Below are 13901 nucleotides of genomic sequence, written 5' to 3'. Positions count from 1 at the left end.
GCCTCATGCGCGCAACAGTCGAAGGAGTATCATCTTGGCTGTCACCATCGCCTCCCTCGTCCTCTTCCTCATAGGCCTGGCACTTGGCGCCGGCGGCATCTGGTTAGCTTCGCTGGGCGGCAGCTGGTACTACATCATTGTCGGTCTAGCCTTCCTGATCACCGCCTGGCTGCTCTACCGGCGCCGTTCCACGGCGCTCTGGCTCTATGCGGCGATCGTGATCGGCACCCTGGCCTGGGCGGTATGGGAAACCGGCTTCGACTGGTGGGAGCTCGGCCCGCGCGGCGGCATCATCGTGCTGGTGGCGCTGTGGCTGCTGACGCCGTGGGCGCGGCGCGGCCTTGCCGGTCCGGACGGTCGCGCGCCTCTGATCCTTGCCGTGCTGGCATCGCTGGCGGTGGCCGGCTATTCGATGACCACGGACCCGAAGGACATCGGCGGCGCGCTCGACACCGACAAGGTGATCCCCAACGCCAATCTCGGCGGCGATGTGCCCGCGGGCGAATGGCACTATTACGGGCGCACGCAGTTCGGCCAGCGCTATTCGCCGCTCGACCAGATCACGCCCGACAATGTCGCCAATCTGCAGCCGGCCTGGACCTACCGCACCGGTGACGTGAAGGGCCCGGACGATGTCGGCGAGACCACCTACCAGGTGACACCGCTTAAAATTGGCGACACGCTCTATATCTGCACGCCGCACAACTTCGCCATCGCCGTCGATGCGGCGACCGGCAAGGAGAAGTGGCGCTACGATCCCAAGGTCAAGCTCGACAAGGACCGCCAGCACCAGACCTGCCGTGGCGTTTCCTATTATGCCGATGCCGCGGGCGCCGCCGGTCAGCCCTGCGCTGCGCGCGTCTACCTGCCGACCTCGGATGCCCGGCTGATCGCGCTCGACGCCGCCAACGGGCAGGTTTGCCCGGCCTTCGCCGAGGGCGGCACGCTCAATTTGTTGGCCAACATGCCGTATCCGAAGTCGGGCTACTACTACTCGACTTCGGCGCCGCTGATCGCGGGCGGCAAGATCATCGTCGGCGGCGCGGTCAACGACAATTATTCGACGCAGGAGCCGTCCGGCGTCATCCGCGCCTATGATGCGAGCACCGGTAAACTGCTGTGGAACTGGGATTCCGGCAATCCGGACCAGACGACGCCGCTGCCGGCCGACCAGACCTACACCGCCAACTCGCCGAACATGTGGTCGACGCCGAGCGCCGACGACAAGCTCGGCCTGCTCTACGTGCCGCTCGGCAACCAGACACCGGACCAGCTCGGCATGGGCCGCAGCGCCAATGTCGAGAAATTCTCCTCCTCGATCACCGCGCTCGACCTCAACACCGGGCAGTTGAAATGGGTGCGCCAGACCGTGCACCATGACCTCTGGGACATGGACGTGCCGGCGCAGCCGAGCCTGATCGACATCACCAAGGCTGACGGCTCCGTCGTGCCCGCCCTCGTCGGGCCGACCAAGCAGGGCGACCTCTATGTGCTCGACCGGCGCACCGGCGAGCCGGTCATCCCCGTCAAGGACGTGCCAGCGCCGGGCGGCGCCATCGGAGGAGATCACACATCGCCGACGCAGCCGGCATCCGACCTTTCCTTCAGCCCGCCGCCGCTGACCGAGGCCGATATGTGGGGCATCACCATGTTCGACCAACTGGCCTGCCGGATCGCGCTCCATAAATTGCGCTATGAAGGCCGCTACACGCCGCCCTCGCTGCAGGGATCGCTGGTCTACCCCGGCAATTTCGGCACTTTCAACTGGGGCGGCGTGGCGGTCGATCCGGTGCGGCAGGTGATGTTCGGCATGCCGACTTATCTCGCCTTCACGTCCAGGCTGATCCCCCGCGCCGACGTGCCGCCGCCGGGCGATACCAAGGGCAGCGAGCAGGGGCTGAACCGCAATGACGGCGCGCCCTATGCGGTGGTGATGGGACCGTTCCTGTCGCCGCTCGGCATTCCGTGCCAGGCGCCGCCCTGGGGCTATGTCGCTGGCGTCGATCTTCGGACCGGTACCATTGCCTACAAGCACCGCAACGGCACCGTCTACGACATGACGCCACTGCCGTTGCCGCTGAAGGTCGGGGTGCCCGGCATTGGCGGACCGATGATCACGGCCGGCGGTGTTGCCTTCCTGGGTGCCGCCGTCGACGACTATCTGCGCGCCTACGACCTGACATCGGGCAAGCAGCTCTGGCGGGCGCGGCTGCCGGCCGGGGGGCAATCGACGCCGATGACCTATACGGTCGCCGACGGGCGGCAGTTCGTGGTCATCGTCGCCGGCGGCCACGGCTCGGTCGGCACCAAGCCGGGCGATTATGTGATGGCCTACGCGCTGCCGAAATAGGCGGTGCCGGGTTCGGCGATTCGACGATCAGCCGAGCCCCAGATGGGCCTTCAGGCTGGGCACCGAACCGAGCACCTGGTTGGTCAAATCGGGGCCGGCGGCGGCCTCGGCCTGCTGCACCAGCGTCTCGCCGGCCTTCTGGATCTGCGCCATGTCGAGGCCGGATGCCTTGAGCGCGGCGAGGCCGTTGACCAGTGCGCCGGCTTTCTCGCCGAGAACGCCGCCAAGCGCGCCTTGCAGCGACGACAGGAAGCCGCCGCCGCCGGCCGGCGCGGCGGCCATGACGTCATATTGGTGCGCAAGGTCGTCGGCGCCGGGAATCTTGGCGAAAAACGAAGACGCACTGGTGCCTTCGGCTTCGTGCTCCAGCACCGAGAGGATGGTGCCGACGACCTTTTCGGTCGTAGCCTGGTCAAGCCCGGCCTTCTGCGAGACGGTGTTCACGATGTCCTGGACGTTCATGACTTCACCTCAACTTGGGTTTTCGTGTTTGTGCACTGACGCCGGCGGCTGCGAACCTTGACCATGGACTTGCGGCTCGCCGCGACAACAGCCGCGCGCATCGCCAGAACGGCCGCCACTGCTGCCACGAAGGCCGTTGCCAGGATCGGCGAGGTCATGGTCATCGGTACTGTTCCTTTCAGATCGGGCCTATAGGACCGTGGCCGCCAAAGGCGGCCGGCAAGCCAGTTTCCCCCACTATTGTGGCGGCGCCATCAAGATTTGTCACCGATGACAAAAACGTGATGATCTTCCAGCCGACCCACTGGCGGCCGGCAGGACAGCGAGATGTCACGGTCCGGTGACTGGACGATGAGAGGCTCGCCCCTATCTTGCGACCGGCAAGGACCCGAAGCCGAGAGAGCGAGGAAGCTGATGGCCAACGTCACCACCAAACCCGTCATCACCCAGGCGATGATCGATGCTTATGACGAATACACACATCTGACGCTGGATCGCCGCCGCTTCATGGAGCAGTTGACCAGGCTTGCCGGATCAAGTGCTGCGGCCGCCGCGATCGTGCCGATGCTGGCGGCGAACTCCGCCCAGGCGGCGATCGTGGCCGAAAACGATCCCCGCGTGAAGGGCGAGGACATCACCTATCCCGTCAGCGGCGGCGAGATGAAAGGCTATCTGGTCAAACCGGCAAACCAGACCGGCAAGCTCGGCACCGTCATCGTCATCCATGAAAACAGGGGGCTCAACCCGCATATCCGCGACGTCGCCCGGCGCGTGGCGCTGGAGGGCTTCTTGGCGCTCGCGCCCGATTTCCTGTCGCCGCTCGGCGGTACGCCCACTGATGAGGACAAGGCGCGCGACATGTTCGGGAAACTCGATGCGGCGCAGACTGTTGCCAACGGCGTGGCGACGGTCGCCTTCCTCAAGGCCGACAAGGACGGCAATGGCAAGGTCGGCGCCATCGGCTTCTGCTGGGGCGGCGGCACGGCCAACATGCTGGCCGTCAACGCGCCCGATCTCTCCGCCAGCGTCGCCTATTACGGCATGCAGCCCAAGGCCGCCGACGCGTCGAAGATCAAGGCTGCGCTGCTGCTGCATTATGCGGGCTTGGACGAGCGCACGAATGCCGGCATCGATGCTTTCAAGAAGGAACTCGACGCCGCGCATGTCGAATACACGGTCTATGTCTATGAAGGCGCCAACCATGCCTTCAACAACGACACCTCGGCGGCGCGCTACGACAAGAAGGCGGCCGACCTCGCCTGGGGCAGGACGATCGCCTTCCTCAAGCAGAAGCTGGCCTAAGCGCGATCAGCCGCCGGTTTGTGGAAGGCAATGCCGGCCACGACCAGCGCGACGCCGAGGCAATCTCTGACGCTTGGAATCTGGCGCAGCACGACGATGCCGATCAGCGTCGCGGTGACCGGCAGCAGCGACAGCATCAGCGCAAAGCTCGCGCGCGGCAACCGCGCCATGGCCAGTTGATCGCAGACATACGGAATGACCGAAGAACAGATGCCGACGCCGATGGCGGCGATGAGCAGCGGCGGCGAGAAAAAGGCGGGCAGCGCGTCGGTGACACCGATCGGAAGCACGACGACGAAGGCGACCGCCATGGCAGCACCCAGGCCGGCGATGCCGTCGCCGGCGCCCGCGCGGGCGACACGGTGGCCAAGCACGATGTAGCCGACAAAGAGCGCTCCGTTGAGGAAAGCCCAGAACAGCCCGACCGGGTCGCTTGACCATTTGACGTCAATCAACAGCAAGGTGCCGGTGACGGCGATGGCAAGAGCGGCCAGATTGCGGGCGCTCCTTAGGCCGACCAGCGCAATGCCGATGGTGCCGACGAACTCGATCGCCGCCACCAGCGAGATCGGCAGGCGGTCAAGCGCCAGGTAGAACGAGCAGTTCATCACCGCCAGGCAAGCGCCGAAGGCAATGAGCAGGAGCCGCGTCCGAGGGCCGGCACGGGCGAAGGTTCGCCAAGGGCGGGTCAGCGGCGCGAAGATCAGCGCCGCGGTGGCGATGCGCAGCCACGCCATGCCGAGCACGCCGACATGCGGGAAAAGCAGCACGGCGAAGGCCGGACCGAGATAGTGGAAGACCGCGCTGACCGCGAACCAGACATGCGGCGGCAGTCTTGTCAGCAGCCCGCTGAGTGCGGGGCCGGCAAGGGCCGGGCGGACAGCAGTAGGGCTGACTGCGGTAAAACCGGAATGCGGTGCTTGCCTCGGGTCGTCCATGAGACCAGTATCGTAGCCGATCGTCCCGACTTATATGGATGATGATCCGCTTGTCCGATCATTTCTTACCCGGAAGCAAGGAGTTTTCCATGAAACGCCTTCGAAGCGAAAACATCAACCTCGATGCGGCCGACATGAAGATCCTGCGCCTGCTGGAAAAGGATGCGCGCGCCAGCACGGCGGAACTGGCGCGCTCGGTCGGCCTGTCGGCGCCGAGTGTGGCCGAGCGCATCAAGCGGCTGCAGGAAAACGGCGTGATCGAGGCCTATTGCGTCAAGATCAATCCCGCGGCGCTTGGCCTGAAACTATCGGCATGGCTGCGCATCCGGCCGGTGCCCGGGCAATTGGCCGTCGTGGCCGAGATCATCCGAGACCTGCCGGAAATCGCGCAATGCGACCGGGTGACCGGCGAAGACTGTTTCATCGCGCTGGCGCATGTCGGCTCGGTCGCCGAACTCGAACGGGTGATCGACCGCATCATCCCCCATGCGATGACCAATACGGCGATCATCCAGTCATCGCCGGTGATCGCGCGCTCACCGCTGGCGGCGATCAGGCGGCAGCCGTGAAGCTGGGGATTTGATCCCTCCGCCTCGCTATGCATGGCCGCGCTTCAGGCGGGCGCGCTTCAGGATGCTGCGCCAGCGGATCATGTCGAATGGAATCGGTTCGTTGTTGTTGGCGATGTGAAAGATCTCGTTGTCGACATTCTTGAGCGAACGCCAGAAATCGTAGTCTGATATGCGCGGATCGGCGGCCAGCCTGTCCACCTCGACCTTGATGTCGGTTTTCATGCACGTTCCTCGAACCGGCTTCGCCCCGCCGCCCGCTAAAACAACCCTTGTGCGGACGTTTTCGACCGCTCCGCTGAGTCGTTCAACGGCTCAATTGGCTTGTTCCCGTTAAAACCTCGGTAAGGTTAACGTCGGTGCGAACCCGCCTCAAGCGCGGGTGCCGGCGGTTATCCGATGTTCTGCGATTTTGAGTTTCGGGTGTGGCTTCGAAGCCAGCCCGGTCTCCCGCTAATGGGGCGAGATGGATGCCGGCTCCGCCCTACCTGCGCTTGATTCCAATCGAGCGGCCGGCGCGTTCGGGCATCGGCAGCACCGAATGGGCGGCGCGCATGGCTTGGATCCTCGCCAGCACATCGGCCGGGAAGGGCGCCACCTTCGGCCCCGACATATCGACATGCAGCGACAAGGTCTCGGACGTGGCGGCGAGCCAGCCCTCGACATGGCGGATTTCCTGGTAGGCCCGCAGCCGCTTCTCGTCATGCTCGATGAGCTGGAAGGAGACCGTGACCTTGTGGTCCAGGTGCAGTTCCTGCACGTAGCAGACATGGACTTCGGCGGTGTAGATGGTGAGCCGCCGCTCTTTCACATAGTCCAGCCCCATGCCCATCGCCTCGAAGGCCTCGTCCGAGCAGCGGTCGAACAGCACGTTGTAGTAGGCCATGTTGAGATGGCCGTTATAGTCGATCCAGTCCTTCTCGATGTCCATGGGCCTGGAGACGAAGGGGGCGGGGATGGACATTGAAACTTCCTTGTTCTGGTGCTGGACAGAGCGTGGTCGCGGAGACTACGCATCCATAATCGCATAACAAGCATGCATGCTGGTCCATTCGCGGAGGATTTCATGGCTCTGAGCGACCTCAATCCGGTCGAACGCAACGAGGAAGGCATCGCGGCGGTGCTCGGCATCCTCAAGCAGCGGCTGGGCGAGCGCTTCCAGATCGGCCAGGCCATCCGCTCGCAGCACGCGCATACGACGACTTACATTCCGACGCAGGCGCCCGACGGCGTGGCTTTCCCCGAGACCACGGCCGAGGTGCAGGAGATCGTGCGCGCCTGCGCCGCGCATCGCGTGCCGGTGATCGCGTTTGGCGTCGGCTCGTCGCTCGAAGGCCACACCAATGCGCCGGGTGGCGGTATCTCGGTCGATACGTCGCGGATGAACCGCATTCTTTCGGTCAATCCACAGGATCTCGACTGCACGGTCGAGCCCGGCGTGACGCGCGAGGACCTGAACCGGCATTTGCGCGACACCGGGCTGTTCTTTCCGATCGATCCGGGCGCCAATGCCTCGCTCGGCGGCATGGCGGCGACGCGGGCGTCCGGCACCAATGCGGTGCGCTACGGGACGATGCGCGAGAACGTGCTGTCGCTGACCGCCGTCATGGCTGACGGCGAGACGGTGACGACCGGCAAACGGGCGAAGAAGAGTTCTGCGGGCTATGATCTGACCCGGCTGCTGGTCGGCTCGGAAGGCACGCTCGGCATCATCACCGCGCTAACCTTGAAGCTGCAGGGTATTCCGCAGGCGATCTCGGGCGGCGTCTGTCCGTTTCCGAGCGTCGAGGCGGCCTGCAACGCCGTCATCGCGACGATTCAGATGGGCATTCCGGTGGCGCGCATCGAACTGGTCAATGCACTGCAGATGCGGGCGATGAAGACTTATTCCAAGCTCGATTATCCCGAGAGCCCGTGCCTGTTCGTGGAATTCCATGGCAGCGATGCCGGTGTCGCCGAGCAGGCCGAGACCTTCGGCATGATCGCGGAAGAGAATGGCGGCGGGCCGTTTCTGTGGACCAGCGTCGCCGAGGAGCGGACAAAATTGTGGAAGGCGAGGCACGACGCCTACTGGGCGTCGCTGACCTTGCGGCCGGGCGCCAAGGGGCTTTCGACCGATGTCTGTGTGCCGATATCGCGCTTTGCCGAATGCGTCATGGAAACCGAGGCCGATATCGCCGAGATGGGGCTGATCGCGCCGATCGTCGGCCATGCCGGCGACGGCAATTTCCACGTGCTGGTGCTGATGGATGTGAACGATCCCAAGGAAATCGCGCTGTCGGAAAAATTCGTCGCGCGGCTCAACATGCGGGCGATCGCCATGGAGGGCACCTGCACCGGCGAGCACGGCATCGGCCAGGGCAAGATCGGCTTCCTGCGCCATGAACTCGGCCACGGCGTCGACGTCATGCGCACCATCAAGCAGGCGCTCGATCCGCAAAACATCATGAATCCGGGCAAGATCCTGCCTGACGCGGGCTAGGGCGTCGTGAAGAGCGCGTCTTGACCGCGCGGCCATTCGGGTCGAGGCTCCCGCAGTGGCAAGCCTGGAAAGACAGGCGTGCCGGCTGAGGAGGACTGTCATGGCCATTTCACGCAGGGAAGAAGCGCGAGCGCTGAGCGCCGACGAACACGAGATGGTGGAGAAATCGCACCACCCGGTGGTGCAGGAACTTTCCGATACCGACCTTTCCGGCCTGGTCAAGCTGTTGCGGGAACGGCGTGACAAGGCGCAGGCGGAAGCGCATCGCAGGCGGCGCGAGATACGCGGCAAGGGCGCGCCGAAAGGCGCGGCACCCTCAAAGGCCGATGGCGGTTCACAAGTGAAGCTCGCGGTGCTGGCCATGGCGATGCGGCGGCTGAACGGCGAGCCCGAACGGCGCCGCCAACTGGCGGCCCGCATTTCGCTGGTTGACAATGCACGCAAGGCGCTGGCCTTGAAGCAGAAAGCCCCGGACGGTCCCACGCACAATTCGCGAACGGCGCACAAGGGCATGCGGGCCGTCGCCAACCAGAAGGTTCCAAGTCTTGTTCGACCGGCGGAACTTGGCCGCCAGCGCAAAGCGGCCAAGGTGGCGCAGGCGAAACGCGACGCACGCTGAGGGACCGCGGATAGAGGCCACCAGCCGCTGCTCTACCGTGCAGTGGAGTAGCTTGTCTTACTTCGCCTGCACAAGCGTCTGCAGCATGGGACGGGTCGGGGCGAAGAAGGTCGTGCCGGTGTGCGGCGTCGAGACATCGAGCAGCCGGTCGTAGGCGCCCGGCGGGTCGCCGACATACATGCGCTGCAGCATTTTCTCGGTGACCCAGAGATATCTGCTGTAGCCGATGAAGTAGGTGCCGAACTCGTTCTGCCCGGGCCTGCCGAACGGCATGTTGTCGCGCAATATGTCGTACTCGTTGCCGTCGGCATCCTCGATGGTGGCCAGCGACTTGTGCGATTTGCGCGGCGCGTCGTCATCATCGATTTCGATGTTGTCGATCTTGGTGCGGCCGATGATCGCCTCCTGCTCGGGCGTTGGAATGCGCGCCCAGGCCTGCATATCGTGCAGATATTTCTGGACCACGACATAGCTGCCGCCGGCGAAGTCGGCATCCTCGTCACCGACCAGCGCCGAGGCGGGCAAATCGAGGCCGGCCGGGTTGGCGGTGCCGTCGACAAAACCGAGCAGGTCGCGGGCATCGAAATAGCGAAAGCCCGTCACTTCGTCGACGACGGTCACGCCGGGACCAAGCCTGTCGAGCAGGATACGTTCGAATTCGAAGCACATGTCGGGCCGCTCGGCGCGGATGTGGAAGAGCAGGTCGCCCGACGTCGTTGGCGCCGAATGGACCGCGCCCTTGATCGGCGCGAACGGCTTCAGCTCCAGCGGTCGCCGGCCGGGGCTGAGCCGGTTCCAGAGATCGCTGCCGATGCCGGCGATGCACGACAGGCGCCCGCCAAGATCGCGGAATCCGACAGTCTTGACCAGGTCGTCGAGCTCGCCGAGCACGGAGCAAACCCTGGCCAAGGCCGGCTGTTCGCCGGCGACGGTGACGACAAGGAAAATCGCCGACTGCGATAGCGGGGCATCGACACTCTGCGCATCGATCGGCACGCGATCCCAGTTCTTGCCCGACATCCGAGAATCTCCGCTTTTTCCAGAATTTGTTTCAGATCGTCCGACATCACGCAACACCGGATGAATTGCCTCTTTATCGACACGCGGATGCGGGTAGAGTGCGGTGGAATTTCAATCAACCTGTTCGGAGCGGATGCTCGCACGCCTGTTCGTGATCTTCGGTGGCCTGTTCGTGCTGGTGCTGCTTGCGGCGCTGGTGGTGCCGTACTTCGTCGACTGGACCGGCTACCGCGCCGAGTTCGAGCGCGAGGCAAGCGCCATCCTCGGCCGCAAGGTCACCGTGCAGGGCGACGCCACGGCAAGGCTGTTGCCGTTCCCCTCGGTGACCTTTTCCAACGTCGCCGTCGCCGGTGGCCCCGACGGCCAGCCGGCCATGACCGTCGAGACGTTTTCGATGGATGCCGAACTGGCGCCCTTCCTGCGCGGCGAGGTGCTGATCTTCGACATGCGGCTGGTGCGGCCGAAGGCGACCATAGACATCGCCGCCAATGGAACCGTCGACTGGGCGATGCGCCCGTCCTCGCCCTTCGACCCCGGCCAGATTTCGATCGAGAAGCTGACGGTGACGGAAGGGCAGGTCGAACTGCGCCATGCCGCCGGCGGCCGCAGCCACATCTTTTCCGAGATCAATTCGACCATTTCGGCCAAGTCGCTGGCCGGTCCGTGGCGCATGGACGGCACGTTGCGGCTGGACGGGTTGCGGACCACGGTCGCGGCGTCGACCGGCAAGGCCGAACCCTCCGGGCAGATGCGGTTACGGGTGAGGGCGGACCCCGAAGCCTATCCGCTGGTCATCGAGACCGACGGCAATGCCGGAATCGTCAACGGTGCCGCCGTCTATTCCGGCCAGTTCAAGATTTTGGGTGCCGACAAGGATGGTGCCGGCAAGAATTCAGCCGAGCTGCGCGGCACGGATGGCGAGACGGTCAAGGTCAGCGCCGGCAAGCCCGATCCGGGTTTCCGGCTGAACGGCAAGTTCTCGCTCGACCACCAGAAGCTTGGGGTCGATGAATTCCGTTTCGAAACCGGTCCGCTCGACAATCCCTACACCGCCGACGGCAAGGCTTCGGTCGATCTCGGCCAGAAACCGAGCTTCGCCATCGAAGCCAACGGCGCACAGGTGCAATTCGACGAGGCGGTGGGTGCGCCGGCGGGTGCGGGCCTGACGCTGGACCAGCGTATCGCCGGGCTCGAGCAGGCGTTGCTCGATGTGCCGAAGCCGACCATTCCCGGCACGGTCGAGGTCAAGCTGCCGGCGGTGGTGGCCGGCGACACCACGGTGCGCGACGTTCATCTTTCCGCCGAGCCGGTCGGTGACGGCTGGTCGGTGAAATCGCTGGCCGCGACCTTGCCGGGCCGCACCAAGCTGGAAGCCGATGGCAAGGTCATGCTCAACGTGCAGGGCCATTTCGGCTTCACCGGCTCGTTGCTGCTGGCCGTGGCGCAACCTTCGGGTTTCGCAGCCTGGCTGTCGAAGGATGTCGACGAGGCGATCCGCCGTCTGCCTGCCGCCGGTTTCAAGGCCAAGGTCGATCTCTCGGAAAATCATCAATCCTTCAGCGATCTCGAACTGATCCTCGGCAAGGCGAAGTTTTCCGGCCGCATCGATTCCAGCCAGCCCGCAGACGCAAAGCCCTCGGTGCTGATGCGGCTCGAGGGCGGTGACCTCGATGTCGACGGGCTGGCGGCCTTCGCCTCGATCTTCGTCAGCGACAAGGGCGCCAACCGTTTTGCCAGCAGCGACCTCGATTTCCAGATCAAGGCCGGCCCGGTCAGCGCCGGCGGCTTGACCGCCGACACGGTCGATACCGCTCTCAGGCTGCGGGACGGACTGCTCGAAATCGACAGGCTTTCGGTCGGCGGACTGGCCGGTTCCTCGATCAGCGCCACGGGCCGGATCAAGGATTTTCCGGCGGGCCCGACCGGCAAGCTCGACGCCTCGGTGGTCGCGGTCGACCTGAAGCCGCTGATCGACGTCGCCGCGCAGCATTATCCTGACAATGCCGTGCTGAAGGGGCTTGCGGGCCGCGCCGCCGCTTATCCCGACCTGTTCCAGGATGCGCGCATCGACCTCGTGGCCAGTGCCGCCGACAATGGCGATGGCACTACGGGTCTGGCGGTCAGCGGGCAGGGCAAGGCCGGCGGCTCGGCGTTTTCGGCGTCGCTGTCGGGAAGGGGCGCGGTGAACAAGCTTGCCGACGCGCCGGTGACCCTGACTTTCAATGCAAGGAACCCGGACGCAACCGCCTTGCTGGCGCTCTATGGCCTGCCGGCGCTGCCGCTCGGCATGCTGGGTGAAGCAAGCACCGATATCCAGGCCAAGGGCACGTTTGGCGGCGGCCTGGCGACGAGCTTCAGCCTTGCCGGCAACGACTTCAAGGCCGGCTTCGAGGGTACGGTCGCCGACACGCAGCAAGGTCCGACGGCCAAGGGCAAGGTCAACCTCGACGCCGCCGACATCGAACCTTGGCTGATGACGACGGGCATCGGCCTGCCCGGCATGGGCGCCGGCATGTCGACATCGCTGGCCGCGCAGGCCGATTACGGCAATGGCCTGCTGGTGCTCTCCGGGCTCAGCGGCGCCATCAACGAGGCGGCTGTGTCCGGCGACATCAACCTCGATGTCAAGCAGGGGGTCGACGGCAAGGATGGCGTGCCGCATCTGGCCGGTGCGCTGGCGCTCGACGAACTCGACCTTGATCCGATGGCGGTGGCACTGTTTGGCGATTCCGCTTTTCTCGCGGACAAGAACGGAGCCGGCAAGAGCGACAAGGCCGACAAGAGTGAGAAGGCCGGCGCATGGCCGTCGGCGCCGTTCAGCCAGAAGTCCAGCCTGCCGTTCACCGCCGATCTCGACCTGACCACGGCTTCGCTGGCCGCCGGCCCGTTGGCGACCGCCTATGACGCGGCCTTCTCGCTCAAGCTCGACCCGGAAGGCATTCGGGTGGCCGATCTCAAAGCCAAATTCCTCGGCGGGGCGCTCTCCGGCCTGTTCGAGTTGAAGAACAATGAGGGCACCGGGCTTTTCACCGGACAGATGAAACTGGCGGATGCCGACCTGGCTGATGTCTTGCCGAATGCGGGCATCAGCGGCAGCGGCGATTTCTCGACGACGATGTCGACCAGCGGCAAGTCGGTCGACGCGATGATCGCCGCTCTGTCGGGATCTGGCACGGCGACGCTGAAGGGCTTGCAGATCGCCGGCGTCAATCCTGACGCGTTCGGCGCATTCCTCGCCAAGGCGGATGCGATCGGCCGCGATATCGACGCGGCCAAGACCGCTGGCTTCGTGCCTGACATCGCAGCCGACGGCAGCTTCGCGGCAAAGGACGCCGAGGTCGCCTTCACGATTGCCGGCGGCATGCTGCGAGCGCCCCCGATCAGCCTTGAAAATCCGGCGGCGACCTTGTCGGCCGACATCACGGCCGACCTTAACGCCAGCACGGTTTCGGCCAAGGGCGCGGTCACCTATCGGCCCGGCGACGAAGCGCTGGTCGGCTCCGAGCCGGTCGTGAATTTCACCGCCGAGGGGCCGTTCGGTGCCGTGAAACGGCAGTTCGACAGCGAGCCGCTGGCGCAGTTCCTGACCCAGCGCGCGCTGGAAAAAGAACAGCAACGCGTCGAGGCGATGCAGGCCGCGCTGCTTGAGAAACAGCGGCTGCGGCGCGAGGTGCGCTACTACGCGGCACTTCAGGATGCCCGCGACAAGGCCGCGGAAGAATTGCGCCAGCAGGAGGAAGCGGCGCGCCTGAAAGCAGAAGCCGACGCCAAGGCGAAAGCGGAAGCCGACGCTCAGGCCCAGGCTGAAGCGGATGCCAAGGCGAAAGCCGACGCGGAAGCGAAAGCCAAGGCGGATGCAGACGCGAAAGCTAAGGCCGATGCCGATGCGAAGGCGGCGGCGGAACAGCAGGCAGCGGACGAGGCGGCCAAGGCGCAGGCCGAGCAGGAGCGCCAGAAGGCGGAGGAGGCGATGCGCATTGCCTCTCAGGAAAAAGCCAGGCTCGAAGCCGAGCGCAAGGCGGCGGAACAGGCGCCCAAGGCCGAGCGGGTGCCCGCCAACGACAATCCGCCTCCGGCCAAGCCGAAAGCCAATCCGTTCACTGTCGACAATCTGCTGAAGTCGCTGCAGTAGGCGGTAAGACTGGGCTTTCCGGTTGCT

The 13901-nt window shown here is 65.1% G+C and carries 12 protein-coding genes; 6 read left to right on the top strand and 6 right to left on the bottom strand.

From position 1 onward, the window contains the following. Positions 1-34: 34 nt before the first annotated feature. A complete protein-coding gene (locus FJ492_RS05220; protein WP_140747415.1) occupies positions 35-2350 on the top strand; it encodes a glucose/quinate/shikimate family membrane-bound PQQ-dependent dehydrogenase in 2316 nt (771 codons plus the stop codon). A gap of 27 nt (positions 2351-2377) precedes the next feature. Here the strand turns inward: FJ492_RS05220 and FJ492_RS05215 are convergent, their stop codons facing one another. Continuing rightward, positions 2378-2812 (bottom strand): hypothetical protein, encoded by a 435-nt coding sequence (locus tag FJ492_RS05215; protein WP_140715863.1) that lies wholly within the window; start codon positions 2810-2812, stop codon positions 2378-2380. Next, positions 2809-2976, bottom strand: a complete 168-nt coding sequence (locus FJ492_RS28655) for a hypothetical protein (protein ID WP_181166583.1) — start codon at positions 2974-2976, stop codon at positions 2809-2811. Before FJ492_RS28655 ends, FJ492_RS05215 begins: the two co-directional genes overlap by 4 nt. Positions 2977-3226: 250 nt before the next feature. Here FJ492_RS28655 and FJ492_RS05210 point away from each other — a divergent pair, with 250 nt between their 5' ends. Continuing rightward, positions 3227-4114, top strand: coding sequence for a dienelactone hydrolase family protein (locus FJ492_RS05210; protein WP_140747412.1), 888 nt, complete (start codon positions 3227-3229; stop codon positions 4112-4114). Here the strand turns inward: FJ492_RS05210 and FJ492_RS05205 are convergent. Next, positions 4111-5052 (bottom strand): DMT family transporter, encoded by a 942-nt coding sequence (locus FJ492_RS05205; RefSeq protein WP_246675899.1) that lies wholly within the window; start codon positions 5050-5052, stop codon positions 4111-4113. The two genes, FJ492_RS05210 and FJ492_RS05205, sit on opposite strands and share 4 nt — an antisense overlap. Before the next feature lie 89 nt (positions 5053-5141). Between FJ492_RS05205 and FJ492_RS05200 the strand changes: the two genes are divergently transcribed. After that, positions 5142-5621, top strand: a complete 480-nt coding sequence (locus FJ492_RS05200; protein ID WP_140747409.1) for an Lrp/AsnC family transcriptional regulator — start codon at positions 5142-5144, stop codon at positions 5619-5621. 27 nt (positions 5622-5648) lie between these two features. Here FJ492_RS05200 and FJ492_RS05195 read toward each other — a convergent pair whose 3' ends face one another. Next, positions 5649-5846 carry a hypothetical protein gene (locus FJ492_RS05195; protein WP_015317249.1) on the bottom strand — a complete coding sequence of 66 codons (198 nt, stop codon included), beginning with the start codon at positions 5844-5846 and terminating at the stop codon, positions 5649-5651. Positions 5847-6105: 259 nt separating this feature from the next. Next, positions 6106-6585 (bottom strand): thioesterase family protein, encoded by a 480-nt coding sequence (locus FJ492_RS05190; protein WP_140768839.1) that lies wholly within the window; start codon positions 6583-6585, stop codon positions 6106-6108. Positions 6586-6687: 102 nt separating this feature from the next. Here FJ492_RS05190 and FJ492_RS05185 point away from each other — a divergent pair, with 102 nt between their 5' ends. Together FJ492_RS05185 and FJ492_RS05180 are read left to right on the top strand one after the other, a co-directional pair. Further along, a complete protein-coding gene (locus tag FJ492_RS05185; protein ID WP_140768837.1) occupies positions 6688-8103 on the top strand; it encodes an FAD-linked oxidase C-terminal domain-containing protein in 1416 nt (471 codons plus the stop codon). A gap of 100 nt (positions 8104-8203) precedes the next feature. After that, positions 8204-8722 carry a hypothetical protein gene (locus FJ492_RS05180; RefSeq protein ID WP_140768835.1) on the top strand — a complete coding sequence of 173 codons (519 nt, stop codon included), beginning with the start codon at positions 8204-8206 and terminating at the stop codon, positions 8720-8722. Positions 8723-8779: 57 nt separating this feature from the next. On the opposite strand, the gene FJ492_RS05175 is transcribed toward FJ492_RS05180, so the two are convergent. Further along, on the bottom strand, positions 8780-9742 hold the full coding sequence (locus tag FJ492_RS05175; RefSeq protein ID WP_140768833.1) for a Dyp-type peroxidase: 963 nt from the start codon (positions 9740-9742) through the stop codon (positions 8780-8782). A gap of 133 nt (positions 9743-9875) precedes the next feature. Here FJ492_RS05175 and FJ492_RS05170 point away from each other — a divergent pair, with 133 nt between their 5' ends. Continuing rightward, positions 9876-13874 carry an AsmA-like C-terminal region-containing protein gene (locus FJ492_RS05170; protein ID WP_140768831.1) on the top strand — a complete coding sequence of 1333 codons (3999 nt, stop codon included), beginning with the start codon at positions 9876-9878 and terminating at the stop codon, positions 13872-13874. Positions 13875-13901 lie beyond the last annotated feature (27 nt).

It is taken from the genome of Mesorhizobium sp. B2-5-4, from assembly GCF_006441095.1.
Taxonomy (GTDB): Bacteria; Pseudomonadota; Alphaproteobacteria; order Rhizobiales; family Rhizobiaceae; genus Mesorhizobium; species Mesorhizobium salmacidum.
The sequence above is the reverse complement of the archived record's forward strand: the minus strand, read 5'-3'. Positions and strand labels throughout refer to the sequence as shown.

Coding starts and splice junctions, on each gene's coding strand:
- FJ492_RS05210 (WP_140747412.1), top strand. CDS start 3,227: ATGGCCAACGTCACCACCAAACCCGTCATCACCCAGGCGATGATCGAT.
- FJ492_RS05195 (WP_015317249.1), bottom strand. CDS start 5,846: ATGAAAACCGACATCAAGGTCGAGGTGGACAGGCTGGCCGCCGATCCG.
- FJ492_RS05170 (WP_140768831.1), top strand. CDS start 9,876: ATGCTCGCACGCCTGTTCGTGATCTTCGGTGGCCTGTTCGTGCTGGTG.
- FJ492_RS05180 (WP_140768835.1), top strand. CDS start 8,204: ATGGCCATTTCACGCAGGGAAGAAGCGCGAGCGCTGAGCGCCGACGAA.
- FJ492_RS05215 (WP_140715863.1), bottom strand. CDS start 2,812: ATGAACGTCCAGGACATCGTGAACACCGTCTCGCAGAAGGCCGGGCTT.
- FJ492_RS05175 (WP_140768833.1), bottom strand. CDS start 9,742: ATGTCGGGCAAGAACTGGGATCGCGTGCCGATCGATGCGCAGAGTGTC.
- FJ492_RS05205 (WP_246675899.1), bottom strand. CDS start 5,052: ATGGACGACCCGAGGCAAGCACCGCATTCCGGTTTTACCGCAGTCAGC.
- FJ492_RS05200 (WP_140747409.1), top strand. CDS start 5,142: ATGAAACGCCTTCGAAGCGAAAACATCAACCTCGATGCGGCCGACATG.
- FJ492_RS05190 (WP_140768839.1), bottom strand. CDS start 6,585: ATGTCCATCCCCGCCCCCTTCGTCTCCAGGCCCATGGACATCGAGAAG.
- FJ492_RS05185 (WP_140768837.1), top strand. CDS start 6,688: ATGGCTCTGAGCGACCTCAATCCGGTCGAACGCAACGAGGAAGGCATC.
- FJ492_RS28655 (WP_181166583.1), bottom strand. CDS start 2,976: ATGACCATGACCTCGCCGATCCTGGCAACGGCCTTCGTGGCAGCAGTG.